The sequence below is a fragment of the Nocardia sp. NPDC055321 genome, from assembly GCF_053645575.1.
Map to the genome: position 1 here is coordinate 89,458 of NZ_JBSHMS010000016.1, position 20,834 is coordinate 110,291.

Below are 20,834 nucleotides of genomic sequence, written 5' to 3' on the forward strand. Positions count from 1 at the left end.
ATGACGACGCTGACGCTGAAGGCCGCGGGCCTGCTCGACATCGACACCGGCGAGATCATCCGGCCCGGCCTGCTCCGGATCGACGGGGACAGGATCGCGGGTGTCGGCGGGCCCGAGACCGGTGAGGTGCTCGACCTCGGGGACGTCGTGCTGCTGCCCGGGTTCATGGACATGGAGGTCAACCTCCTGATGGGCGGACGCGGGGAAACCGGTCTGGCCTCCAGCGTCACCGACGATCCGGCGCTGCGCATGCTGCGCGCGGTGGGCAACGCCCGGCGGACCCTGCACGCCGGATTCACCACCGTGCGCAATCTGGGGCTGTTCGTCAAAACCGGCGGCTACCTGCTGGATGTGGCGCTGCGCAAGGCGATCGACGCGGGGTGGATCGAGGGACCCCGCATCGTCGCCGCCGGGCACGCCATCACCCCGACCGGCGGGCATCTGGATCCGACCATGTTCTCCGCCTTCGCGCCCGACGTGCTCTCGCTCTCGGTGGAGGAGGGCATCGCCAACGGGGTGGACGAGGTCCGCAAGGCCGTGCGCTACCAGATCAAGCACGGCGCGGATCTGATCAAGGTGTGCGTCTCGGGCGGGGTGATGTCCCTGACCGGCGCCCCCGGCGCACAACACTATTCGGACGAGGAGTTGCGCGCGATCGTCGACGAGGCGCATCGGCGCGGGCTCAAGGTGGCCGCGCACACCCACGGCGCGGACGCGGTGCGGCACGCGGTGGACGCCGGAATCGATTGCATCGAACACGGATTCCTGCTCGACGACGACGCCATCGACCGGATGGTCGAGCACGGGACGTGGCTGGTGCCCACCACCCGGCTGGCCGACGCCATGGACGTGTCCAAGGCCGCGCCCGCCCTGCAGGCCAAGGCGGCCGAGATGTTCCCTCGGGCGCGCACGTCGGTGCTGGCGGCGTACAAGGCGGGCGTCAAGATCGCCGTGGGCACCGACGCGCCCGCTATTCCGCACGGCCGCAACGCCGATGAACTCGTAGCCCTGGTCGAGCGCGGCATTCCGGCACTGGATGTGCTGCGCGCGGCCACCGTGCGCGGGGCCGAGCTGATCGGGGTCACCGATCGCGGCCGGCTCGCGGCCGGGCAGCTGGCCGACGTCATCGCGGTGCCCGATGACCCGCTGGCCGATATCGGCGTCACCCGAGACGTGCGCTTCGTGATGAAAGGGGGCAGGGTTCATGTCCAGAAACGATGATCTGCTCGAACTCCAGCAGCTGACGGCCCGGTACGCAACCGCCATGACCAGGGGCGACATCGACGAGGTGCTCGCGGTGTTCACCCCCGACGGCTCGTACAGTGCGTTCGGGGACACCTATCCCCTGGATCAGTTCCCGGAGCTGGTCGCTGCCGCGCCCAAGGGGCTGTTCCTCACCGGCACACCGGTTCTCGACATCGACGGCGATACCGCCACCGGTGTCCAGACGCTGTGCTTCGTCGAGCACAGCACCCACGACATGCGGATCGGGTACTACACCGACAGCTATGTGCGCGGTGCGGACGGCTGGCGGCTGCGGACCCGCCGGATGACCTTCATCCGGCGCAACGGCGACCACGACTCCGGCATTCCGCATGCTTTCGAGCGCTCGAAAGCATGAGCGCGACAACCGAATCGGGCACCGCGCCGAGCGTCGCCGAGTTCCGGGAGCGGGTGCGGGCCTGGCTCGACACCCACGATCTCACTCCCCCGCCGGATCATTCGCTGGACGCGCAGGTCGCGCAGCTCGCGCTCGTGCGACGGGAGCTGTACGAGGCGGGCTGGATGCGGTACGGCTGGCCCGCGGCGGTCGGCGGGCTCGGCGGGCCCGCCGTCCTGCGCGCGGTGCTGGGCGAGGAGGTGGCGAGCCGGGATCTGGCCGAACCCGGCATCTATTCGATGATCGAGGTCCTGGCTCCGACCGTCATCTCCTATGCGCGGCCGGAGTTGGCCGCCGATCTGGTGCCCCGGCTGCTGTCGGGGGAAGAGCAATGGTGCCAAGGGTTTTCCGAGCCCGGTTCGGGCAGCGACCTCGCTTCGCTCGCCACCCGAGCGGTCCCGGACGGGGACACCTGGGTGATCGACGGGCAGAAGGTGTGGACCAGCCTGGCGCAGTACGCCGCGCGCTGTGTCCTGCTCACCCGCACCGCCCCCGGCCACGACGGGATCACCGCGTTCCTGGTCGACATGGACACCCCCGGCATCACCGTGCGGCCGCTGCGCACCATGCACGGCGTCGACGAGTTCGCCGAGGTCTATTTCGACGGAGCCGTGGTCCCCGCCTCTCGTATGCTCGGCAAGCCCGGTGACGGCTGGCGGGTGGCCATGGATCTGCTGCCGCACGAGCGGTCCACGTGCTTCTGGCATCGGATCGCCTACCTGTTCACGCGCCTCGATCGCCTGCTGGAGCAGACCACGATCGCCGATGACGCCGAACTAGGCGCGGCCTATCTCGCGCTGCACGCCGCCCGTTGCCGCTCCCGGATCACCCAGGACCGCTTGGCTTCCGGTGCCCGCCTGGGGCCGGAGACCTCGGTCGACAAGGTCCTGCTCGCCACCGCCGAACAGCGCCTGTTCGACACCGCGCGCGAGCTGCTGCCCGGCGCGATCGAGTACGACGACCCGGTGTGGCGCACCGAGTACCTGTACTCGCGCGCGGCCACGATCTACGGCGGGACCGCCGAGATCCAGCGCAACATCATCGCCCGCCGCCTGCTCGATCTGGGGAAGGAGTAGCTGTGCTCGACGCCGACGAGACCCACCTGCTCACCGAGACCTTCCGTAAAACCCTCACCGCCACACCGGCATCCGACATCGACGCCGCCCTGACCGCCGCGGGCTGGCCCGATCTGCTCACCGAACACCCCGATGAGGCTGCAGCCCTGGTCTTCCGGCTGCTCGGCGAAACAGGCACGCACGCACCGATACTCAACGACGTGCTGTTGCGCGCGCTGGGAAAGCCGTTGTCCGGCACGATCGCGCTTCCCAGCGCCGGCGGGCGCCGGCTGCTCTGGGATAGGGCCGGCCACCGCCCCGACGCCCTCGACCCCGAGCTCCCTCTCTATCCGGTGGCTTCGGATGACCCGATGGACGAGCAGCGGCGGGAATCCCTCGCACCCAACGGTTTCCGGCCCGACGAAGTGTTCCCCCTCGCGGCAGGCCGCCGAGCCCTGTCCTGGTGGCTCCTCGGCACCGGCCACGCGATGCTGACCCTGGCCCGCACCCACGCCCTGACCCGCACCCAGTTCGGCCGCCCCCTGGCCTCGTTCCAGGCGGTACGCCACCGCCTGGCCGAAACCCTGGTGGCCTTGGAGGCCGCCGAAGCCACCCTCCACACGGCCGACGACGACCTGGGCGCCCTCCTGTCCAAGGCCGCGACCGGCCAAGCCGCCCTGACCGCCGCCCGCCACTGCCAACAGGTCCTGGCCGGCATAGGCTTCACCGCCGAACACGACTTCCACCGCCACGTCCGCCGGACCCTGGTCCTGGACGGACTCCTCGGCAGCACAAGGGAACTGACCCGAGAGGCCGGCGCCCTGGTCCGCGCCCGCGGCCACGCTCCCCGCCTGGCTCAACTGACCTGAATGGGTGCGCTCCGCGATCTCGTCCGCATCAACCACGATGCAACGTAGGAATCATGAGCGTCGTCCTGCGCGGAGGCACGGTGTGCCCGGGGGACAGCGTTGCTGTCGAGCTGCCGGACGAACCACATCTTCCGCTCGACCGCGTCTGAAGCTTCGACCCACTCGACGGCGGCTTGCCGCTGATCGAGGGGGCGGGCGCGGCTACGACCCGAGCCGCCACACTCCGCGCCGACCTAACGAATTTCGCGACCCCTCGCCGTCTCGGAACTGCTGCGAACCAGGTCGTACACATAGCTGCGGTCGCCCTTGCGGCTCACCCACACACCCTCGGGCGGGAGATCACCCAGCCCCGCATCGTCGAACGGACGGCTGTACACCTCACCGGACTCCGTACACACCACCCACCCGAAATCCGGCAGTCGGCGACACCAAATATCCAGGTCGACTCGCTTGTACGACGGAAAACCATGAGCCTGGCCGACGATGGCGAACTCGTAGGTCAAACCGTCCACCCGGCGCACGAACTTCACTTCCGACATGTCGCCATCCTCGATGGCCCGCGCGCGTCCTCGCAACAGAATTGGCCGCCGGAGCCTGCAAAGCTCGGGGCGGAGTAGCCGTAGGCAGGTTGAGCGGGTGCCTGCTCGACCACGGGTTGCGGCGAATCCGTGCGCCGCGTGGCGCTCGTTGTCCGTACCGGTCAGCGCGGCAATCGGCATCATGGCGCGAGCGTTCACCCCGTTTCCGGCGGCTCAGGCGTGGGTGGGGTAGTGCTTGCGCAGGTCCGAGGTGGTGACACGGTCGAGAGCGCGGTCGGGGAGCAGGCGTGAGGCGCTGATGAGCATCCTCGTCATCATGTTCGTGGTGTAGCGGGTGCGGGGTTTGGGCGTGGTGGCGGCGTCGGCGATGATGCGGCCCGCGGCCTCGGCCGTGATCGCGGAGTCGCCGAACCCGGCCATGTGGGCGGGGAGGGCGTGCATCAGGTCGCCGTAGCGGGCCCGGTGGTCGCTGGACATGTTGGTGCTCAGGCGATCCAGATCCGGGCTGCCGTCCATCGCGGTTTTCACCCCGCCGGGTTCGACGACGACCACCTGTACACCCAGGGGAGCTACTTCGTTGCGCAGGGCATCGCTGATGGCTTCCATCGCGAACTTGGAACCGGCGTACGGACCGTAACCGGCCATGGCGAGTTTGCCGCTCATCGAGGTGATGTTGACGATCCGGCCTTTACTGCGGGTCAGTGCGGGAAGGAACGCCTGGGACATGGCGATGTGACCGAATACGTTGACCTCGAATATTTTTCGCCATTGGTCGAGTGGCACCATTTCCACCGGGCCCACACCGGGAACGCCGGCATTGTTCACCAGCACACGCAGCGCGCGGCCCTGCGGATCGGCGTCCACTCGGGTGACGAGCGCGGCGATGTGATCCGGGTTGGTGATATCGAGGATGACCGGCTCGATACCGGCGGCCGCCAGCGAGTCGCCGTCACTCTGACGCCGCACCCCGGCCAGCACATGAAATCCCCGGCGAGCAAGCTCCTGGGCGGTCGCGGCACCCATACCCGTGGATGCGCCCGTCACGATCGCCAACTCCTGGACCGCGGACTTTGTCATCCGCAAAACCCTGCCACAGACGCAAGGACAAACCTGGGAATCACCAATCCGCCGAGCGTTTTCGCTGCCTGGTGGGCCCTGGCGCCCATTGTGCGGCGGCAGGCTCGTTTCCGAACCGATTAGCTTTTCGCGACGTGGCCGTCTGTATAGGGGAGATCAACCAACGGGAGGCTGACAAATGCGGAAACTGACGTTCGGCATGAACGTGACCTTGGACGGATACATCGCCGCGCCGGGCGACGACCTCGGGTGGAGTGGGGGTGACGGGCCGGACTCGTCGCCAAGCGACGAGCTGTTCCAGTGGTGGTCCGACCGGGTGGCGGGCACCGAGCTGGCCCTCTACGGGCGCAGGTTGTGGGAGGGGATGAACGCACACTGGCCGACCGCCGACCGGGACCCGGACGCCACACCGGCCACGGCCGAGTACGCGCGGCGCTGGCGCGACATGCCCAAGGTCGTGTTCTCCTCCACGCTAGGTGCGGTCGAGGGGAACGCCCGGCTGGTCACGAGTGACGCGGTCGCCGAGATCACCCAACTCAGGGCCGAGGACGGCGGGCAGATGGACATCAGTGGCGCGACACTCGCCGGCGCCGCCATGCGAGCCGGGCTCATCGACGAGTACATCCTGGTCACCGTGCCGGTTCTGGTGGGTGGCGGGACGCCGTTCTTCACCGCGCTGGACAGATGGGTGAATCTGAGTCTGGTGGAGACTCGGACGTTCCCGGGCGGCGTGCTGATGACCCGGTACGAGACGAGGCGATGAGTCCGGGCATTCGGTTGTCCAGACTTGTTGGGGCGCAGGTGATCACAAGGTCGAGGGCAGACCCAGCCACGGCTTGTCCCGCGCGTCGAACCCGGTGAGCTCGGCAATCTTCCCGTCGGCAACATGCAGGACCGCGATGGTGAACAACCGATAGTCCGGGTCGCCGGGGGCGCGGAGGTACAGCGCGGCCGCGGGCATGCGGTTGACCGACGTTGTGACGCAACGCCAGTCGTCGAAGCCGTGCTGGAACAGCCCGTGGGCGACCCAGCCGTCCACCGCGTCCCGGGCGGTCCTGCTCACGACGCCCGAGTCGGGCACCATCGCGAAGCGCAGGTCGTCACGCAGCAGCGACGCCAGCCCGTCGATGTCGCTGCGTTCATGGGCCTCGATGTACGACTTCACCACGCCGCGTTCGTCATTCGACAGCTCCCCGGCGCCCGGGCTACGCCAGTCGAGGCGCCGGCCGGGCAGCTGCTCGCGCATCGTCACCCGCGCCCGCTGCAACGCACTGGTCACCGATGCGACGGTCAGCTCGAGTGCGTCGGCCGTCTGCGCCGCCGGGAAGCCGAGAACATCCCGCAGGATGAACACCGCCCGCTGCCGCGGCGGCAGGTATTGGACGGCGACGATGAACGCCAGCTCGATCGTCTCCCGCGCCACCGCCGCGTCCTGCGGGTCCTCGGGCAGCATCCGGTCGGGATACGGCTGCAGGTACGGCAATTCGGTCTCGGGCAGCTCCACCTGCACCGGTGTCCGGTCGTTGCGCTTCTCCACGAAGTCGAGGCAGGCGTTGGTGGCGATCCGATACAGCCACGTCCGCAGCGCGGCCCGTCCCCCGAACGACTCTCGCCCGTTCCACGCCCGCAGAAACGTCTCCTGCGTCATGTCCTGCGCGTCCTCGAAGTTCGCGAGCATCCGGTAGCAGTGCACCTGCAACTCTCGCCGGTGCCGCTCGGTGATGGCCGCGAACGCGGCCGCGTCCCCCGAACGGGCGACCGCGATGAACGCGGCCTCGTCCTCCCCCAGCGCTCGGGCGTCGGTCATGGTCCCCAATCCTTCCATCGGTGCGAGGGCACAACCAGAACCGACGATGGGGCGGCGGGTTTCTAATCGGCGAGGGCACCGGCGGCACGGACCGAACCCCCGAGTGCGCACGCCGCCGCGGCACGGGCGCAGCCGATTCGGTGCAAAACCACTGGGCACCAGACGAAATGACTACTATGTTATGTAGTAGATATTTCGGAGCGGGGGACGCAATGAAGAGCATTCGCGGCACATTCACCGGCGCACGACCATCCAGCTCGCGGGCCGTCGACGGGACCGAGCAGCCACGCTGGTTCGTGCGGGCCTACGCCGCCTTCGCGACCGGCCGCCTGCCACGATTCGTTTCCCGCCACATCGCGTGGAAGCTCGATCCCGTACTCCTGCGGCTCACGCGCGGCCGCCTGGCAACAACGTTGATCTTCCCTACCGCGGTGCTGGAGACCACCGGGGCCAGGACCGGAGCCCGACGGCGCAACGCGATCATCTATTTCACGGACGGCGAGCACATGGTGATCGTGGCGTCCCATGCAGGCAGCGCGACCAACCCGAGCTGGTACCACAACCTGCTGGCGAATCCCGATGTCCGCTTCGGCGACACACCGATGCGGGCGACCGTGATCGCCGACGAGTCCGAGCGCCAACGCCTCTGGGCGATCGCCGACCGGGTCTTCCCCGCCTACGTCGCCTACCGCCGGGAGGCGGCCCGGGCGGGGCGAACCGTCCCGATCATCCGGCTGACTCCGCCGGTTCGCCGCTGAACGGGATTGGGCAGCCAGGGCTTTCGCCGCACTCGAGCAGGTCGTCGCAGCCGGCGGTCAGGGCCGCGAGCAGGGTCTGGCGGACCATGGTCAACTCGGCGAGCTTCGCGTCGACCTCTGCGAGCTTCGCGGTGGCCCGGGCACGCAGGCCGTTATCCGCACGGCGGGCACGCGGCCGAGTGACTTCGATCAGGTCACCGACCTCGTCCAGGGTGAAGCCCAGACGCTGAGCCGCCTTGATCGCCCGCAGCAGCGCCACGGTGTCGTCGGGGTATAGGCGATGGCCTCCGAGCGACCGTTCCGGTGCTCTGAGCAGCCCGCGCCGTTCGTAGTACCGCAGTGTCTGCACATTGACACCGGCCGCAGCGGCGACCTGACCGGTGCGCATCCCATTCATCGCGGATGTGCCAGAGCACGGACGCGCTGTTCGAGCGCGTCCAGAACGTCCAGGTGTGCGGGCGGAACTTCGATGCGCATCACCGGGCCGGTCTCGATGGTGAAGGTGAAGAACGAGCAGCATCCGGACTCACGGGCGGCCAGATCCCGCGCGAGCGGCTCGGCGCCCTCGGCGAGTGCCAGGTCCAACCGCGTCGGCAGCGGGCGGTCGAACCCGCGAACCGACGCGGTGAAGAAGCTGTCGAACTCTGCCACCCGCACCGGTTGTTCGGCGGTCGGCAGGGTGCACGCGTCCGGCACCCAGCCTTCGGGGTTCAGATCGATCGTCATGTCTTCACGGTAAGCCTGTACCCGGGTACCGGATACAAGATGTCCGATGGTCCCGAGAGTCGGGCAGCGCTCCCATCGCCCGGCCGTCGATCTCGGCGACCAGGTAGGCGTAGTTGCCGGCGTTCGGCGGTGGCGGAGCACGGTGTGCAGGCCACCGCCGAACGCCGGGTTCACAGGGCGAGTAGGGCGCGGCGGGCCAGCGCGGTGGTGGCCAGGGGCCGCAGCGCCAGACGCACGAGCGCCAGCGCGTTGTCGTCGCCCGCGGCGCGGTTGACACTGAGTTCGCCGCACGTCAGGCATTGATGAATGAGCAGCCACTCCCCGTCGGTGCGGGCGGTCATGCTCACCGCTTCCATCCGGCCGCGGCAACTCGCCGCCCGGTCACCGGGAATCCGCCGGTCGACATGCAGGGACGCCAAGCAGTTCGGGCAGTGATTGCGATGTGCGGTGCCCGGGGCCTGGATCGGTACGTCGAGACGGCAACCGACGCAACGGAAATCGGCATCGCGATGCCCGTCTCGACGATGAAGTACCGTCTTGTGCCGCTGCGGGCGACGCGTGGGGGTTCGACGAGTATGGCGTGGCACGCAGAGTCCTCCTTTCGGTATCTGCCACGCGATTACAGGGAACCGAATGCCTCGAGCGGGAAGGGTGGCTGCGCGAGTGGGCGCACCGCGATACGCATGAGTACCAATTGGTTGTCGTCGGCGCAGATCGGAGCCGCGGCGAGCTCGTCGCACCGCACGCAGCGGTGGATCAGCATCCAGTCGCCGCCACGCGGTACCGCGATGGCCAGCGGCGACATCCGTGCACCGCACTCGCTGTGGCCACCGGCGACGTGGTCGACGACGTGGCGTGAATGCAGACACGACGGGCAGTGGTTGCGCGGCACACCGTCGCCGGCGAAGGCGAACACGACGAGCCCGCACGAGATGCAGGTGAAGGTGTTGAGCTGTTGAGAGGTACTGATGGTAGACACCCGGGTTACTCCTCTTGCTGAAGTCCGACAAGACAGCAGGAGCAGGCCGAGCGAGCCTCGACGACAGAGCCCGAGTGATCGCCGTCCCCGGGTTCCGGGAATGGGTCGATCAACGGGTCACGGAATGGGCACCGGAACTCGACGCATCCGGCGTGCCGCGGTTAGCGGCGACGGATACGCGGTTGCGCGATGCGGAAAGGCGCGCTCGGCGCCGGCCGGGTCATCAGTACACCAACCCTCTACGTTCGAACGGACAGGAAGCGACCGTCGTGGTCGCGGCTGAGGGTAGCAACCCGAGGACACCCATCGTCAACCATATTTTCGTCGCCCTCACGCCCCGTGCGGGCGCCATTCGCGGCGAGCCACCGACACGGTCAACTCGGCCGGCTGACCTCAGTCGTCGGCGCGGGCGTGCCGCCCGCCGGGCAGATCAGTGTCCGGCGTGGACAATTCCCCGGACGGGTTCTCGACGATGCGCGGCAGGACCACGGTCGGGTCGTCCAGTTCCCGCCGCACCTGCACCAGGAAGGCGTCCAGGCTGGAGTACTGCTGCAGGACCTGGGTCAGCAGGCGCAGCGCGCCCGACTCGGGGTATGCGTTCGTCATCGATCCTCCACCGGCGGGCGAACCGCCTTCGCGGGCGGTTCGATCGGATATGGGTGCGGATCGTCCTCGGTGCGACGGCCGGCTGCCGTCGCACCGAGGACGAGTACTGCGGTGGAGCGATAGGTCCTGTTACAGGCCAGAACCCGGGCCGTCGGAACGGCCGATGGTGTGCGTCGGCGGGAAGTATCGGACTTCCCGACGGCGCTACCGCAGCCGGTGTACCTGCTCGATTGCGGTTCAAACAGCCCGCGCGCGAATCAGTCCCGAATGCCCGAATTTTGGTCCGGGACAACCTCGATGGTGGCGTCCTCGACGCGAGCCGGCGCCGGACTGCTGAGAACTTGCTGTGGGATTGGGCACACAGCCCGCAGTGAGAGGTATTGAAACATAGGCTTTTCGCGTAGAACGGTAATCGGCCGCAGTGTGGCGGGAATCCTCTCGGAGGGAACGCTCATGTCGGTGACGATGTTCGTGATCGTGGCAATACTCGTACCCGTGCTGGCAGCTGCCGCCGGGTACGCGACCATCGCTGCCACCTACTGGTGGGTCCAGCACGGTACGCGCAGGCCCGCGCTCGGCTACATCCGGAGCGAGGACGCACCCGCACGAGGGCGACCACGCCATTTCGCGCGAATGTCCTTTCAACGCAACGCCTGACGCGTCAGGACCGGGTGCCCGCGATTCGGGGCACCCGGTCCTGACGTCTTCAGCCCCGCGGGCTACTGATTTTGCTGGTACGCGCGCTGACGCTGTTCGTCCACCGCGGCTTCCGCGCGGGCCTTCTCGGCCTCGGCTTCCTTGGCGGCTACCTCACGCTGCGACTCGGCCTTGTCCTGCTGGGCACTTCCCTCCCGGCGCAGGTCGTCGTTCCCCACGACCGCACCGGCAACTTCCTTGGCCTTGCCCTTGATTCCCTCGACGACCCCTTCAACACCTTCGAGGGGGCCGCTCTTGCGCTCGGACATCTCTACCTCCGAAATTGTTGCGTCACTGGACAAAGACCGCATACCCGGGCAATCGGGCTCAAACCGGCGGGGACGCGGTACGCCCACGAGATCCCGATCACACCGCGACCGGGCGGTTTGGACGGGTAGTCAGTGGGCGACGGTCGCGCGGATCGCGTCGGCCACCGCCGGGGAATCCTTACGCAGGATTTTCGAGTGGTTACTGGCGACCTTGGCGCTGATCGTCACGTTGGGGTTGGCGGCGAGGATCGGATCGAGCACGGCCCGGTTCGTTTCCATCTCGCCGGATTCGCTGCCCAGACTGTCGCCGGTGGCCAGCACGAACCGCACCGGCCGGATCGCACGCTCGAGCACGGGCCCGCTGGCGGCAGCGATCTCGTTGAGCTCGATGTTGGATTCGGCGTGCTGGGCCGCGCTCATGCGTGCGGCCAGCCCGAACGGGCGAACCAGGGGCAGCAGGAACCGCATCCGGTGAAACAGCGTGCGAATCCGTTGCGCGCCTTCGTCACCGGTGAGGCCGTAGGGGAACGCGTCGACGGTGACCACGCCCAGCACACGGTCGGGGTTGGCATCGGCCCAGTGCCAACCCAGCACTCCGCCATACGACCAGCCGGCCAGCACGACCGGCCCGGTCACACCGCGCGCGGCCAGCACGGCGTCGATGTCCCGCAGGCACGCGGCGAAGGAGTAGTCACCGGACCGCCCGGACTTGCCCCGGGCGCGCTCGTCGAAGGTGATGTGGCGGTAGCCGTCACCGAGATCGGCGATCACCTTGCTCCAGTGCGACTGGTCGGCGTACGCGCCGTTGAGGTAGACGATCGGCTGTCCGGTTCCACCGGTGTCGGTGACCGCCAAGGCGGTGTCCTCGACCGCGACCGTGCCGCTCCAGGAGGTGCTGGCCGGGCTGCTGGGCTTCGCTGCTTTGCTCATGGGAAATACGTTGCCCGGCAGCGCTGTTCCGGCCCTGACACCGCCCTGACACCGTTTGCGTCACCGCCTGATGGGAGGACAGGAACCATCGGTGCGTGCCGGAAACGCCGCGATCGAAGATGCGTTCGCGCTGGTCATCACCGACGAGAAGTTCCTCGTCACCATCGAGCACTTCTCACCCGAGCCGGACCAATGCCAGGTCCCATTGGCCGTTCTGGTCCTCCCAGGTCGTCACGACCTCTCCGACACCGACCGGGTTCCGCCCCGGCGCATCATCGACGTCGAAATCCCCGTCCTCCTCGATCTCCGCCACGATCCGCAACGCGTCCTCCCGCGTCCCGTCCGTCCGCACCAGGATCCGCTGTACCCGCCAGTCGATTCCGCCCAGTTCCCGCCCCACCAGCTCACGCCCCTCGGCCGACTCCCCACCAACGTCGAACCTGGTCCCCGCCCCGTCCACCCGCAATGTGTCGGTGTCCCCGATCATCAGCTCGTCGCTCACGACATCCCGCTCCCCGCGCAGCAACGCGGGATCGAGCCACCCCGGATCACGGTCGAGACCGACCTCGTAGATGAAGTTTCCCCAAGCGAACAGCGCGTACGACATGGCGAGATCCTAAGCGAGCCTGCAGTTTCCGGAGCGGTGCCAGTGGTGGTTAGCCAGTCGGTGCGCGGCATCGTCATTCGGCTGAGCGGGAACGGATTTCGGGGAGCTCCCGACGTGGCTCCCGCTGCATACACCAGGTGCGCAGGCCATCGTCGGTCACCACGACCTCGGCGGTCACTTCGAAGCCCAGGCGCCGATAGAAGCGGACGTTCGCCACACTGGAGGTTTCCAGGAACGCCGGGTAGCCCGCCCGGGAGGCCGCCTCGACTCCGGGTCTGAGCAGGGCGCCGCCCAGTCCGCGTCCCTGGAGTTCGGGGGCGACCGCGACGGTGTTGAGCAGCCACACCGGATACGCGGGACGGTGCGGCTCAATAGCCGCCTCGGAGGCGGCCGCCGCGTCGGACCTGTCTCCGATGAGTTCACCCAACTCCGCTGCGATTGCGGCGAATTCGGCTCCGGGATCCCGGTCGGGGCTGAACCAGATCGCGACCGCGCGCCCCGAGTCCGCGACCCAGACCCGTCCGCGCACCATTGCGACGCGTGTCAGGCACAGCTCCTGATAGCGCCGAACCCGATCGAGGTGGTTGTCGGCGGCTATGACATGCCGGGTGTAGGGATACTCGGCGAAAGCGCGGGCCAGAGTGTCTACCGCGACGGGAACGTCGGCGTCCTCGATCGGACGCACCTCGGCCGTTGATGACATCACGGGTGGTGAACGACCCCCGCGACGATACCGTTCCGGGCGCGGCGGTTTACCGGCCGCAGGCTATTCCGCGAGTAGCGTGCGGGCGTAGTGGATCAGATCCTCCGGCGGCGGTAAGTCCTTGTACGACTGCCCCACCTGTGTGCCGTTCGCGTAGACGACGATCGTGTTCGCGTCCATGACGTGCTCACGTTCGGCGGCGCGTCGTACCCGGTCGTAGTGGACGGTGCCGAACACGATGTCGGACAGATGATCCCAGTGAGCGATGCCATGCCGTCCACACAACGGGCTCTCGCGCTCGCAGCGCCTGTACTCGATGACCACGATCGGGTTGCTACAGGTGAAGTCGTCGATCACCCTCCACTGTTCGGATGGATCGGTGTAGACATCGAACGTGATCCACGTGGCAGGCATGTCTGGCACCTCTGGTCGCGAAGACGCGCTCGAAACAGCGCGGAAGAACCATCGGGCCCATCGCCGACCATTGTTGCTCAAGGCCCCGCACATCGGCATCCCTGGGAACTCCAGAATGCCGCCGGGCAGTCGTGGGTATGAAACCTACTCCCGGCCGGACTCCTCAGCGGCGCGCTTCGCCTCCTCGAGATCCCTGCGGAGCCGGGTGGCGGTCTCCGTGTCGCCGGCGTCCTCGGCGGTCGTGATGTCCTGCTTCAGCTGGGCGATGACGTTTCCGATCTCCATTTCCAACCTCCAATGCGGTCTTCACGTCGGCCACGCAGCGTGGACAATCGCATGGCCAGTAGGGCGGCTACCCGTCTTGATGATCGCGAAACCGAGACGGGCGGCTCGGCGATTTCGCGCGGGGCGCCCGTCTCCGCAGACCGGCCGTCATGCCGGCGACCTGTTTCGGGTTCATGCCTCCGGGTAGTCGCCGACGAACAGGAGGTGCGAGGCATGAACCCTACTTCTGAACCCCGGACCGGCGTCGCGACGGCGAACGGGGACAACGACAGGCGCTCGCTGACCGAACTCGTCGACACCGTGGGCGCACAGCTGACCAGGCTGGTCCGGGACGAGATGCAGTTGGCCCGAATCGAGATGCGGGACAAGGGCAAAGGGATGGCCAAGGGCGTCGGCATCGCCGGCGCCGGTGGGCTGCTGGCGTTCTACGGCGGCGGCGCGCTGATCGCCGCGGCGATCCTGGCGCTGGCGCTCGTGGTGCCCGGGTGGGCCGCCGCGCTCATCGTGGCGGTCGTGCTGTTCGCGCTGGGCGCGATAGCGGGGCTGGTGGGCAAGAAGGCGGTCGACGAGGCGACGCCACCGGTGCCCGCCGAAGCGATCAAGGACGTCCGCGAGGACGTCGAGGTACTCGAGAACAGGAGTCGGCGATGACCGACAAGACACCACGTCCACATGTCCCCGACGAGGCCGAGCTGTTGCGGGCGGACCGCGACCTGGCACGCCGGGAACTCGGCGACGCCGTGGCCGAACTCGCGGATAAGGCCGACGTGCGAGGGCGAGCGCAGGACAAGGCGCACGAAACCGCCGAGGCCGCCCGCGAACGCGCGGCCGAAGCCACCCAATACGCGCGCGAGGTCGCCGGGAACGTGCGCACGAGCGCCGCACAGGTCGCGGACCAGGCTGTGGCCAAGACGCCCGAGCCGGTGCGCGAGAAGAGCAAGCAGGCGGCGGACGTGGCCTGGCGCAATCCCGTGCCGATCGCCGTGGCCGTGGCATCCGGCGCGGCCCTGATCTGGTGGACGCGGCGGCGGAGGAACGCGTGAACGCACTGTACAAACCCGTTGGACTGGTCGTGAGCGTGCTCGGCGGGATCGCGGCTAACGTGGTGTTCACGCAGGTGTGGCGGCGCGTCAGCGGTGAGGATCAGGCGCCGAGTGCCACCGCCCGCGAGTACGGCTGGCAGGAAGTGCTCGCCGCCGCGGCCTTGCAGGGCGCGATCTTCGGCGTGGTGAAGGCCTCGATCGACCGCGCGGGCGCGTCGGGCTACCAGCGATTGACGGGCACCTGGCCCGGGAAGTGAGTCGAGCATGGCCGCCGACGACCATCCGGCCGCTACCGATACCGGCGCTCGACCGGATCTGGACGCCGACCAACCCGACAGCCCTGCCGACCTGTCGAAACCGTCCTTGGTCGCGGTGGTCAAGCGCGCGGGCCGGGAATTCCAGCGCGACAACCTGACCGATCTGGCCGCGTCCCTGACGTACTACGCGATGCTGTCCATCGTGCCGGGGCTGATCGTGCTGGTCTCGCTGCTCGGCCTGCTCGGACCGGACGCGACGGGCGAGCTGATGGGCCAGGTTCGCGAGCTCGCCCCCGGCTCGAGCGCAGACTTCGTGCAGACGCTCATCGACCAGGCCCAGGCCAACAAGAGCGGCGCGGGACTCGGCGCGATCCTGGGTCTGGCGATCGCGTTGTGGTCGGCGTCGAGCTACGTCGCGGCGTTCATGCGAGCCTCCAATGTCATCTACGACATCGGGGAGGGTCGCCCGATCTGGAAGACCACGCCCATCCGGCTCGGCGTCACCGTGCTCTCGGTCGTACTGCTGTTGCTCAGCGCGGTGATCGTGGTGGTGAGCGGGCCGATCGCGCGACAGGTCGGTGATTTCCTCGGCCTGGGCGAGACGACGGTGCTGATCTGGAACATCACCAAGTGGCCCGTGCTGTTCGTCCTGGTGTCGGTGCTGCTGGCAATCCTGTTCTGGGCCAGTCCGAATGCGAAACAGGGCGGCGTGAAATGGATCAGTCCCGGCGGCGTGATCGCGGTCCTGATCTGGGTGATCGTCTCCGCGGGATTCGCGGTATACGTCGCCAACTTCTCGTCCTACGACAAGACCTACGGCTCGCTCGCGGGCGTGGTGATCTTCCTGGTGTGGCTGTGGCTCACCAATATCGCCCTGCTGCTGGGCGCGGAGATCAACGCCGAACTGGACCACGGCAGGGCCATGGCCGAAGGGCTGCCCGAAGAGGTCACGCCCTTCGCGAAGCCTCGTGACACCAGCAAGCTCGATCCGCTCGATCAGCAGGCTGTCGAAGAGGCTGAATCCGCTCGGCGAGAATGAATTTCACGCACCCTGGGCGATGACTCAGCGTGCCAGGTCCGGGTGGGCCCGGCCGGTCACCAGCGGCATGTCGACGAAGGTCAGTAGGCCCGGTTCGGCGGCGCAGACGTACGGGATCGAGTTCACGCAGTGCGCCGCGGTGACGACGATTCCGGGGTTGCGCTCGAGGCCCGCCGCGACACCGCTGGGGTGCCAGCCGTGGATCGTGACGTGACAGTCGGGATCGCCCTTCACCTCTACCTCGAAGCGGACGCCGCCGTCGCCGTATTTCCATGGCGGGTCGAGGTTTTCGTCGCCCATCAGCCAGTTGACCGCCACCCGGACGACCTTGGTTTCGCCGACGAACGCCTCCCAGGCGAAGCGCTGGGCCGCCACCTGGCCGGGCTGGATCTGGCCTATCGGCGAGTCGATCGGGGCGGTTGCCACCGCCACCTCGCGACTGCTGCGGATCTCGGCTTCGGCGAAACCCAGTGTGTCCAGGCACATACGGACGGACTGGTCGAAGCCCTTGTCCAGCAGGGACAGCATCGGGCCGTTCATCGCCGCCTCGGGCGACTGACCGAAGCCCATGATGTGGCGGACCACATCGGGAGAGTTGTAGGTGCGGATATCGGACCATTCCTCACCGCGGACGAACGTGATCGCGCTGGACAGGCCGGCGAAGAACAGCGGCTGTTGCTCGGTGGCGCCGCCGGGATCGATCCCGGTCCCGTGCAGCGTCACACCGCCTTCGATGGCCGGCGCGGCCATCCGCTCCTTCTCCTGCGGGGTCGGCCAGAACCAGCCCAGCGGGGTGACGACGTTCTTGCCCGACCGCAGGATCGCGGCGACCTCTTTGGGATTCGGCATCAACGGCGCGTACAGGACGCAGTCGGCCTCCAGCGCGAGGATCTCCTCGACACTGTTGGTGGCGATGACGCCGATCGGTCCGATCCCCGCGAGCTCACCGGCATCCTGCCCGGCCTTGGCCTCCGAATGCACCCAGCACCCGACGAGCTCGAGCTCCGGGTGCAGCTGGATCTGGCCGATCGCGGCCTGGCCGAGCCCACCCGTCGCCCACTGGATCACTCGCAGAGTCATGCAAGAAATAGAACACGTTGCATTCTCGGGGTCAAGATCGCAAAGCCACTGCGTTCGAGCCTCCTTGTCGAGGTCGTCCACCCCACCGGGACGTGGTGCGCCCGAGCAACCCGGTCGTCAGTCTCCCGCCATCTCGCCGGATTCGTTGCGCCGCAACCACTCCGCCAGCGAGCGACCCGCGTCGAGAACATGCCGTTCGGCGATGTCGCGGGCACGAACCGCGTCGCGGGCGGTCAGCGCGTCGATGAGCTGGTCGTGTTCGTGGAGGGCGTTCTGTTCGTGTTCGGGGAACACGCGCAGGAAGTTGGTGGGGACCACGCGGGCCGCCTGTTTGATCTGGGTCAGCAGGCGGGGCGAGTGCGCGGTCCGGTGGATCTGTTGATGGAAGCGCCAATTGGCGTCGGCAATCGCGTCCTCGCCGGAATGGGACGCCACGGCCGCGGCCAACTCGCGCAGGTGCGTGAGCTCGGCGTCGGTGGCACGTTCGGCGGACCAGGCCGCGGCCTGACCGGTCAGGACGCCGAGGATCGTGAAGCTGTCCATGACGTCGGCGGGACTGATGCCCAGCACGGTGATGCCGCTGCGGGGGGCCACCCGCACCAGGCCCTCGAAGGAGAGTTCGAGCAGGGCCTCGCGCACGGGGGTGCGGCTGGTCGCGAACTCCTCGGTGATCGCGTCCAGATCTATGCGCGCGCCGGCGGGGAGGGTGCCGGTCAGGATGCGGTCACGGAGTTCGCGGGCCGCGCGTTCGCGCACGGTGCCGCCGATATCGACTGATCGCGATGCCATTCCGGGGAGCCTAGCAGGTCTCGAATACAAGGTTTGATATCTGATATATCAGATGTTACGTTCACGATATGACAGCACAGCGTCGCGACCGGATGACCTTGGTCGCTTTCATGCAGGCGGGCAGCACCTCGGTCTACGCGGGTTCGTGGCGGCATCCGGCCACCGAGCACGGGTACCTCGACGCGTCCTACTACGCGAAGGTCGGACGGCAACTCGAAGAGGGCTGCTTCGACCTGATGTTCTTCGATGATCGGCTGGCGATGCCGGGCATCTACGACGGTTCGGTGGCCGAGGCGGTGCGCTACGGCGCGCGGCCGGTGAAGCTGGACCTGGGAGTGGTGCTGGGCGTGCTGGCGCAGAGCACCTCGCGAATCGGTTTGGGCGCGACGTACTCGACCACGTACTACGCCCCGTTCCACGTCGCGCGGACCTTCGCCACGCTGGACCACCTGTCCGGCGGACGGGCGGCGTGGAACGTGGTGACCTCGGTGAACGACAGCGAGGCCCAGAACTTCGGTGTCAACGCCCATCTCGGGCACGACGAGCGCTACGACCGCGCGGACGAATTCCTCGAGGTCGTCAGCGGACTCTGGGACACCTGGGACGAGGACGCGATCATCCACGACCGGGCGGCGGGTGTGTACGCCGATCCCGGCAAGGTGCACGAGCTCGGGCACGTGGGCCGGTTCTTCTCCGCGCGCGGACCGCTGACCGTCCCACGCACCCCGCAGGGCCGCCCGGTCATCATTCAGGCCGGCTCGTCCGGTCGCGGACGCGAATTCGCCTCGCGCTGGGCGGAATTGATTTTCACCGGTGATCCGGGGCTCGAGGTCGCCCGCAACCACTACGCCGACCAGAAGGCGCGCATCGCCGACGCCGGACGCGATCCGGACTCGGTGAAGATCTGTCCCATGGCCTATGCCGTGGTCGGCGAATCCGAGCAGCACGCCCGCGAGCGCGAGGCCATGCTGCTCGAGGACCTGGTGCATCCGATGGCGTCGCTGACGCTGCTGTCGGAGCTGATGAATTACGACTTCGCGCAACACGATCTCGACGATCCGGTCACCGACGAGCTGATCGCCTCGGTGTCGGGCATCCGCGGGCTGGTGCAGAATCTGCGCACGCACATCGGCGGCACCGTCACGGTCCGCGATCTGGCCGGGCACCGCGCGACCCTGCTGCAGGGCCCGCGCTTCGTCGGCACCGGCGAACAGGTCGCCGATCAGATGGCCGAATGGTTCCACGGCGGAGCCTGCGACGGGTTCGTCCTGGCGGCGACCCACATGCCCGGCTCGTTCGAAGACGTTGTGCGCATGGTTGTTCCGCGCCTGCAGCAGCGCGGGCTGTTCCGCACCGAGTACGAGGGCACCACCCTGCGCGACCATCTCGGACTCGACCGCCCCGCGGTGCGCCGGCCGGCCGCGCACGCCGGACCGGTTTCGTGATGAACGCCATGCTCTCGGGTGTGCGAGTGCTGGACCTCGCCACCCTGGCCGCCGCCCCGCTGGCGGCGACCTATCTCGGCGAATTCGGCGCCGAAGTGATCAAGATCGAGCAGCCGGGCGCCGGGGATCCCATCCGCACCTGGGGCGCGCAGCGCGACGGCGTCGGGCTGATGTGGAAGTCGGTGTCCCGCAACAAGCGTTCCATCACCCTGGACATGCGCGGCGCCGAAGGCCAGGACCTGCTGCGCAGGCTGGTGACCAAAGCCGATGTGGTGGTGAGCAATACGCGGCCGCAGACCCTGCGTAAGTGGGGTCTGGACTACGAGAGCCTGCGCGCGGTCAACGAGCGCGTGATCATGTTGCACATCACCGGCTTCGGGCTGACCGGACCCAAGAGCGAACGGCCCGGCTTCGGCACCCTGGGTGAGGCCATGAGCGGGTTCGCCCACATCACCGGCGCGGCGGACGGCCCGCCGACCCTGCCGCCGTTCATGCTCGCCGACGGGGTGGCCTCGCTCAACGCCGCGTACGCCGTGCTCATGGCGCTCTATCACCGCGACGTGCACGGCGGGCCCGGGCAGTTGATCGACATCAATCTCGTCGATCCGCTGGCCCGGCTGCTCGAGCAGACCCTGCTGGGCTACGACCAGCTCGGCATCGTCGCGCAGCGCGCCGGGAACCGCTGGGACATCTCCGCGCCCCGCAACACCTATCGCACCGCCGACGGGAAGTGGCTGGCGATGTCCGGCAGCTCACCCGCGCTGGCGCTGCGGGTGTTCCGGGCGATCGGGCGGGCGGACCTGGTCACCGACGCGGAGTTCTCCGACCCGCAGCGACGCCTGGCACGCGCGCGTGAGGTAGACGACGTCGTGGCGGAGTGGGTGTCGAAACAGACTCTCGCCCAGGCGATGTCGGCGTTCGAAGCGCACGAGGTCGCCGCCGCGCCGGTCTACGATATCGAGGACCTGCTGCACGACGAGCAGGTACGCCACCGGGAGGTCTTCGTCCCGGTGCCCGACCCCGAACTCGGCACCATGACCGTGCAGGCGCCGGTACCCCGATTCTCCGAAAGTTCCGGCCGCGTGGACCATCTCGGTCCGCGCCTGGGCGAGCACAACGCCGAGGTCTACGGCGAGCTGCTGGGGCTCAGCGCCGGCGAGGTCGCGGACCTCGCGCACCGCGGCGTGCTCTGACCCGTTCC

Annotated in this window: 28 protein-coding genes; 12 read left to right on the top strand and 16 right to left on the bottom strand. The window is 68.2% G+C overall.

The genetic code is table 11. From position 1 onward, the window contains the following. From ACWIGI_RS25285 to ACWIGI_RS25300, 4 genes are read left to right on the top strand one after another with little or no spacing between them, the layout of a single operon-like run. Positions 1–1,221 (top strand): amidohydrolase family protein, encoded by a 1,221-nt coding sequence (locus ACWIGI_RS25285; RefSeq protein ID WP_454204930.1) that lies wholly within the window; start codon positions 1–3, stop codon positions 1,219–1,221. Continuing rightward, entirely contained in the window at positions 1,205–1,621 is a 417-nt protein-coding gene (locus tag ACWIGI_RS25290; RefSeq protein ID WP_454204931.1) for a nuclear transport factor 2 family protein, read from the top strand. Before ACWIGI_RS25285 ends, ACWIGI_RS25290 begins: the two co-directional genes overlap by 17 nt. After that, entirely contained in the window at positions 1,618–2,736 is a 1,119-nt protein-coding gene (locus tag ACWIGI_RS25295; protein WP_454204932.1) for an acyl-CoA dehydrogenase family protein, read from the top strand. Before ACWIGI_RS25290 ends, ACWIGI_RS25295 begins: the two co-directional genes overlap by 4 nt. A 2-nt stretch (positions 2,737–2,738) precedes the next feature. Then, positions 2,739–3,584, top strand: a complete 846-nt coding sequence (locus ACWIGI_RS25300; protein ID WP_454204933.1) for an acyl-CoA dehydrogenase family protein — start codon at positions 2,739–2,741, stop codon at positions 3,582–3,584. Positions 3,585–3,817: 233 nt separating this feature from the next. On the opposite strand, the gene ACWIGI_RS25305 is transcribed toward ACWIGI_RS25300, so the two are convergent. Both ACWIGI_RS25305 and ACWIGI_RS25310 read right to left on the bottom strand, forming a co-directional pair. Further along, on the bottom strand, positions 3,818–4,123 hold the full coding sequence (locus ACWIGI_RS25305; protein WP_454204934.1) for a hypothetical protein: 306 nt from the start codon (positions 4,121–4,123) through the stop codon (positions 3,818–3,820). 213 nt (positions 4,124–4,336) lie between these two features. Next, complete coding sequence (locus ACWIGI_RS25310; protein WP_454204935.1) at positions 4,337–5,200, bottom strand: SDR family oxidoreductase; 864 nt, start codon at positions 5,198–5,200, stop codon at positions 4,337–4,339. Positions 5,201–5,378: 178 nt separating this feature from the next. Between ACWIGI_RS25310 and ACWIGI_RS25315 the strand changes: the two genes are divergently transcribed. Then, the gene (locus tag ACWIGI_RS25315) at positions 5,379–5,963 is read left to right on the top strand and encodes a dihydrofolate reductase family protein (protein WP_454204936.1); all 585 of its coding nucleotides are present in this window, start codon (positions 5,379–5,381) and stop codon (positions 5,961–5,963) included. 42 nt (positions 5,964–6,005) lie between these two features. Here ACWIGI_RS25315 and ACWIGI_RS25320 read toward each other — a convergent pair whose 3' ends face one another. Next, complete coding sequence (locus tag ACWIGI_RS25320) at positions 6,006–7,007, bottom strand: RNA polymerase subunit sigma-70 (RefSeq protein WP_454204937.1); 1,002 nt, start codon at positions 7,005–7,007, stop codon at positions 6,006–6,008. A 212-nt stretch (positions 7,008–7,219) separates the two neighbouring features. Between ACWIGI_RS25320 and ACWIGI_RS25325 the strand changes: the two genes are divergently transcribed. After that, positions 7,220–7,765, top strand: coding sequence for a nitroreductase/quinone reductase family protein (locus ACWIGI_RS25325; protein WP_454204938.1), 546 nt, complete (start codon positions 7,220–7,222; stop codon positions 7,763–7,765). Here ACWIGI_RS25325 and ACWIGI_RS25330 read toward each other — a convergent pair. The 11 genes from ACWIGI_RS25330 to ACWIGI_RS25380 form a co-directional block, all read right to left on the bottom strand. Then, the gene (locus ACWIGI_RS25330) at positions 7,734–8,153 is read right to left on the bottom strand and encodes a MerR family transcriptional regulator (protein ID WP_454204939.1); all 420 of its coding nucleotides are present in this window, start codon (positions 8,151–8,153) and stop codon (positions 7,734–7,736) included. The genes ACWIGI_RS25325 and ACWIGI_RS25330 overlap by 32 nt on opposite strands. A 5-nt stretch (positions 8,154–8,158) precedes the next feature. Next, on the bottom strand, positions 8,159–8,491 hold the full coding sequence (locus ACWIGI_RS25335) for a hypothetical protein (RefSeq protein WP_454204940.1): 333 nt from the start codon (positions 8,489–8,491) through the stop codon (positions 8,159–8,161). Between the two features lie 170 nt (positions 8,492–8,661). After that, a complete protein-coding gene (locus tag ACWIGI_RS25340) occupies positions 8,662–9,078 on the bottom strand; it encodes an RNHCP domain-containing protein (RefSeq protein WP_454204941.1) in 417 nt (138 codons plus the stop codon). A gap of 32 nt (positions 9,079–9,110) precedes the next feature. Then, the gene (locus tag ACWIGI_RS25345) at positions 9,111–9,470 is read right to left on the bottom strand and encodes an RNHCP domain-containing protein (protein WP_454204942.1); all 360 of its coding nucleotides are present in this window, start codon (positions 9,468–9,470) and stop codon (positions 9,111–9,113) included. Between the two features lie 393 nt (positions 9,471–9,863). Further along, positions 9,864–10,076 carry a hypothetical protein gene (locus ACWIGI_RS25350; protein ID WP_454204943.1) on the bottom strand — a complete coding sequence of 71 codons (213 nt, stop codon included), beginning with the start codon at positions 10,074–10,076 and terminating at the stop codon, positions 9,864–9,866. 719 nt (positions 10,077–10,795) lie between these two features. Further along, positions 10,796–11,041: a microaggregate-binding protein 1 gene (gene mbp1, locus ACWIGI_RS25355; protein ID WP_454204944.1), complete on the bottom strand. Its 246-nt coding sequence runs from the start codon at positions 11,039–11,041 to the stop codon at positions 10,796–10,798. 129 nt (positions 11,042–11,170) lie between these two features. Then, positions 11,171–11,971, bottom strand: a complete 801-nt coding sequence (locus tag ACWIGI_RS25360; RefSeq protein WP_454204945.1) for an alpha/beta fold hydrolase — start codon at positions 11,969–11,971, stop codon at positions 11,171–11,173. A gap of 175 nt (positions 11,972–12,146) precedes the next feature. Beyond that, positions 12,147–12,578: a hypothetical protein gene (locus ACWIGI_RS25365; protein WP_454204946.1), complete on the bottom strand. Its 432-nt coding sequence runs from the start codon at positions 12,576–12,578 to the stop codon at positions 12,147–12,149. Positions 12,579–12,651: 73 nt separating this feature from the next. Then, a complete protein-coding gene (locus tag ACWIGI_RS25370; protein ID WP_454204947.1) occupies positions 12,652–13,281 on the bottom strand; it encodes a GNAT family N-acetyltransferase in 630 nt (209 codons plus the stop codon). Between the two features lie 63 nt (positions 13,282–13,344). After that, on the bottom strand, positions 13,345–13,695 hold the full coding sequence (locus ACWIGI_RS25375; RefSeq protein WP_454204948.1) for a hypothetical protein: 351 nt from the start codon (positions 13,693–13,695) through the stop codon (positions 13,345–13,347). A gap of 144 nt (positions 13,696–13,839) precedes the next feature. After that, a complete protein-coding gene (locus tag ACWIGI_RS25380; RefSeq protein ID WP_454204949.1) occupies positions 13,840–13,980 on the bottom strand; it encodes a hypothetical protein in 141 nt (46 codons plus the stop codon). 213 nt (positions 13,981–14,193) lie between these two features. On the opposite strand from ACWIGI_RS25380, the gene ACWIGI_RS25385 reads away from it, so the two are divergent. From ACWIGI_RS25385 to ACWIGI_RS25400, 4 genes are read left to right on the top strand one after another with little or no spacing between them, the layout of a single operon-like run. Next, a complete protein-coding gene (locus tag ACWIGI_RS25385) occupies positions 14,194–14,631 on the top strand; it encodes a phage holin family protein (RefSeq protein ID WP_454204950.1) in 438 nt (145 codons plus the stop codon). After that, the gene (locus tag ACWIGI_RS25390) at positions 14,628–15,023 is read left to right on the top strand and encodes a hypothetical protein (protein WP_454204951.1); all 396 of its coding nucleotides are present in this window, start codon (positions 14,628–14,630) and stop codon (positions 15,021–15,023) included. The genes ACWIGI_RS25385 and ACWIGI_RS25390 overlap by 4 nt, the downstream gene beginning before the upstream one ends. Continuing rightward, positions 15,020–15,280, top strand: coding sequence for a DUF4235 domain-containing protein (locus ACWIGI_RS25395; RefSeq protein WP_454204952.1), 261 nt, complete (start codon positions 15,020–15,022; stop codon positions 15,278–15,280). The genes ACWIGI_RS25390 and ACWIGI_RS25395 overlap by 4 nt, the downstream gene beginning before the upstream one ends. 7 nt (positions 15,281–15,287) lie before the next feature. Continuing rightward, complete coding sequence (locus tag ACWIGI_RS25400) at positions 15,288–16,319, top strand: YihY/virulence factor BrkB family protein (protein WP_454204953.1); 1,032 nt, start codon at positions 15,288–15,290, stop codon at positions 16,317–16,319. Positions 16,320–16,343: 24 nt separating this feature from the next. On the opposite strand, the gene ACWIGI_RS25405 is transcribed toward ACWIGI_RS25400, so the two are convergent. Both ACWIGI_RS25405 and ACWIGI_RS25410 read right to left on the bottom strand, forming a co-directional pair. After that, positions 16,344–17,399 carry an NAD(P)H-dependent amine dehydrogenase family protein gene (locus ACWIGI_RS25405; protein WP_454204954.1) on the bottom strand — a complete coding sequence of 352 codons (1,056 nt, stop codon included), beginning with the start codon at positions 17,397–17,399 and terminating at the stop codon, positions 16,344–16,346. A gap of 117 nt (positions 17,400–17,516) precedes the next feature. Next, the gene (locus ACWIGI_RS25410) at positions 17,517–18,188 is read right to left on the bottom strand and encodes a GntR family transcriptional regulator (protein WP_454204955.1); all 672 of its coding nucleotides are present in this window, start codon (positions 18,186–18,188) and stop codon (positions 17,517–17,519) included. A 68-nt stretch (positions 18,189–18,256) separates the two neighbouring features. Between ACWIGI_RS25410 and ACWIGI_RS25415 the strand changes: the two genes are divergently transcribed. Together ACWIGI_RS25415 and ACWIGI_RS25420 are read left to right on the top strand one after the other, a co-directional pair. Next, the gene (locus tag ACWIGI_RS25415) at positions 18,257–19,633 is read left to right on the top strand and encodes an LLM class flavin-dependent oxidoreductase (RefSeq protein ID WP_454204956.1); all 1,377 of its coding nucleotides are present in this window, start codon (positions 18,257–18,259) and stop codon (positions 19,631–19,633) included. A gap of 8 nt (positions 19,634–19,641) precedes the next feature. After that, a complete protein-coding gene (locus tag ACWIGI_RS25420) occupies positions 19,642–20,826 on the top strand; it encodes a CaiB/BaiF CoA transferase family protein (protein WP_454205092.1) in 1,185 nt (394 codons plus the stop codon). The last annotated feature ends 8 nt before the right edge of the window (positions 20,827–20,834 follow it).

Coding starts and splice junctions, on each gene's coding strand:
- ACWIGI_RS25415 (WP_454204956.1), top strand. CDS start 18,257: ATGACAGCACAGCGTCGCGACCGGATGACCTTGGTCGCTTTCATGCAG.
- ACWIGI_RS25370 (WP_454204947.1), bottom strand. CDS start 13,281: ATGTCATCAACGGCCGAGGTGCGTCCGATCGAGGACGCCGACGTTCCC.
- ACWIGI_RS25285 (WP_454204930.1), top strand. CDS start 1: ATGACGACGCTGACGCTGAAGGCCGCGGGCCTGCTCGACATCGACACC.
- ACWIGI_RS25310 (WP_454204935.1), bottom strand. CDS start 5,200: ATGACAAAGTCCGCGGTCCAGGAGTTGGCGATCGTGACGGGCGCATCC.
- ACWIGI_RS25400 (WP_454204953.1), top strand. CDS start 15,288: ATGGCCGCCGACGACCATCCGGCCGCTACCGATACCGGCGCTCGACCG.
- ACWIGI_RS25385 (WP_454204950.1), top strand. CDS start 14,194: ATGAACCCTACTTCTGAACCCCGGACCGGCGTCGCGACGGCGAACGGG.
- ACWIGI_RS25335 (WP_454204940.1), bottom strand. CDS start 8,491: ATGACGATCGATCTGAACCCCGAAGGCTGGGTGCCGGACGCGTGCACC.
- ACWIGI_RS25420 (WP_454205092.1), top strand. CDS start 19,642: ATGCTCTCGGGTGTGCGAGTGCTGGACCTCGCCACCCTGGCCGCCGCC.
- ACWIGI_RS25405 (WP_454204954.1), bottom strand. CDS start 17,399: ATGACTCTGCGAGTGATCCAGTGGGCGACGGGTGGGCTCGGCCAGGCC.
- ACWIGI_RS25365 (WP_454204946.1), bottom strand. CDS start 12,578: ATGTCGTACGCGCTGTTCGCTTGGGGAAACTTCATCTACGAGGTCGGT.
- ACWIGI_RS25325 (WP_454204938.1), top strand. CDS start 7,220: ATGAAGAGCATTCGCGGCACATTCACCGGCGCACGACCATCCAGCTCG.
- ACWIGI_RS25330 (WP_454204939.1), bottom strand. CDS start 8,153: ATGCGCACCGGTCAGGTCGCCGCTGCGGCCGGTGTCAATGTGCAGACA.
- ACWIGI_RS25375 (WP_454204948.1), bottom strand. CDS start 13,695: ATGCCTGCCACGTGGATCACGTTCGATGTCTACACCGATCCATCCGAA.
- ACWIGI_RS25320 (WP_454204937.1), bottom strand. CDS start 7,007: ATGACCGACGCCCGAGCGCTGGGGGAGGACGAGGCCGCGTTCATCGCG.
- ACWIGI_RS25410 (WP_454204955.1), bottom strand. CDS start 18,188: ATGGCATCGCGATCAGTCGATATCGGCGGCACCGTGCGCGAACGCGCG.
- ACWIGI_RS25360 (WP_454204945.1), bottom strand. CDS start 11,971: ATGAGCAAAGCAGCGAAGCCCAGCAGCCCGGCCAGCACCTCCTGGAGC.
- ACWIGI_RS25315 (WP_454204936.1), top strand. CDS start 5,379: ATGCGGAAACTGACGTTCGGCATGAACGTGACCTTGGACGGATACATC.
- ACWIGI_RS25390 (WP_454204951.1), top strand. CDS start 14,628: ATGACCGACAAGACACCACGTCCACATGTCCCCGACGAGGCCGAGCTG.
- ACWIGI_RS25380 (WP_454204949.1), bottom strand. CDS start 13,980: ATGGAGATCGGAAACGTCATCGCCCAGCTGAAGCAGGACATCACGACC.
- mbp1 (WP_454204944.1), bottom strand. CDS start 11,041: ATGTCCGAGCGCAAGAGCGGCCCCCTCGAAGGTGTTGAAGGGGTCGTC.
- ACWIGI_RS25290 (WP_454204931.1), top strand. CDS start 1,205: ATGTCCAGAAACGATGATCTGCTCGAACTCCAGCAGCTGACGGCCCGG.
- ACWIGI_RS25350 (WP_454204943.1), bottom strand. CDS start 10,076: ATGACGAACGCATACCCCGAGTCGGGCGCGCTGCGCCTGCTGACCCAG.
- ACWIGI_RS25295 (WP_454204932.1), top strand. CDS start 1,618: ATGAGCGCGACAACCGAATCGGGCACCGCGCCGAGCGTCGCCGAGTTC.
- ACWIGI_RS25305 (WP_454204934.1), bottom strand. CDS start 4,123: ATGTCGGAAGTGAAGTTCGTGCGCCGGGTGGACGGTTTGACCTACGAG.